Genomic DNA, 1,346 nt, shown 5'->3' with positions numbered 1-1,346 from the left:
TAAGTTCTTAAAATTGCCAAAATAATTTCTTCATCATTCGGATTCAAGCTCATATATCGAATCACTTCTTTAGACTCAATCAAGAATTGTACGCTAATTTTCTCTGAAAATTCCTGAGACATTGTAATAATTCCTTGCTGGCTCAAAAACTGTAAAGCATTGTATGTTTTGAGAGTAGGGAATTCGTATTTATTGCAAAAATGATTCAATTTGAACGAGAAAGTTTCGTCTAAACCTTCGCCGTATGCAATCTGAAAATAATTACAGAGTTTGATGTACATCGTTTTTAAAAACTTCTTATCAGGAAGAATGTTTATAAACTGCTGTTCGGTCTGGATCATGTCTGAATTATTGTAAAGCAAAACCGAAAAAGCTTTTTCGCCATTTCGTCCCGCCCTGCCAGACTCTTGATAATAGTTTTCTATATTTTCTGGAAGCTGTGTATGAATAACAGTTTTAACATTGTCTTTGTCAATTCCCATTCCAAAAGCATTTGTTGCCACAATAACCTGAGCTTGTTGTGACATCCATAATTGCATGTTTTTGTCTTTTTCTTTAGCCGAAAGACCGCCGTGATAATAAGTCGAAGTGAATCCTAAAGATTGCAATTGAGAAGACATGTTTAAACACGCTTTACGATTTCGTACATATATAATAGAAGGTTGCGGATTTTTTTTAAGGATTTGTTCGGTGCGATATAATTTATCTTCCACTTCAAAAACCATATAAGCAATGTTTTTTCGCTCAAACGATTGTTGAAAATGTCTTGGATTTTTTAATTCTAATTGTGTTCTGATATCTTCAATAACTCTCGGAGTTGCCGTTGCTGTTAAAGCTAAAAAAGGAATTTTCGGAAAGTGTTTTTTAAGTTCTGAAATTTTAAGATAAGCAGGTCTAAAATCATGACCCCATTGCGAAACACAGTGCGCTTCGTCAATAGCAATTAAATTTATGGGTAAATTTTTAATACGCTCCAAAATCCAGTCCGACTGTAATCTTTCTGGAGATAGATATAAGAATTTGTAATTTCCGTATTGGCAATTGTCTAGAAGATCGATCAATTCTTCGGTATGAATTCCGCCTGTAAGAGCAATTGCTTTAATATCTCTTTTTTGCAGATTGGCTACCTGATCTTTCATTAAAGCAATCAAAGGAGAAATAACAAGGCAGATTCCTTCTTGCATCATGGCGGGAACCTGAAAACAAATCGATTTTCCGCCGCCCGTAGGAAGTACGGCAAAAGTATCCTGTCCTTCAAGAACAGAATCAATAATTTCTTTTTGCAACGGTCTAAAACTGTCGTGTTTCCAGTATTTTAGAAGAATATCCTGCGCTCCGAGCATTGC

General features: G+C 35.1%; 1 protein-coding gene. It reads right to left on the bottom strand.

Features of this window, described 5'->3' with window-relative positions; all coding sequences use genetic code 11:
- The coding region (locus tag B3J44_RS20505; RefSeq protein WP_286971152.1) for a RecQ family ATP-dependent DNA helicase at positions 1 to 1,343 on the bottom strand (1,343 nt) is incomplete at its 3' end.
- Positions 1,344 to 1,346: the final 3 nt, after the last annotated feature.

It is taken from the genome of Flavobacterium sp. UBA4854, assembly GCF_002399805.1.
Taxonomy (GTDB): Bacteria; Bacteroidota; Bacteroidia; order Flavobacteriales; family Flavobacteriaceae; genus Flavobacterium; species Flavobacterium ginsengisoli.
This window is presented reverse-complemented; position numbering and strand designations above follow the sequence as displayed.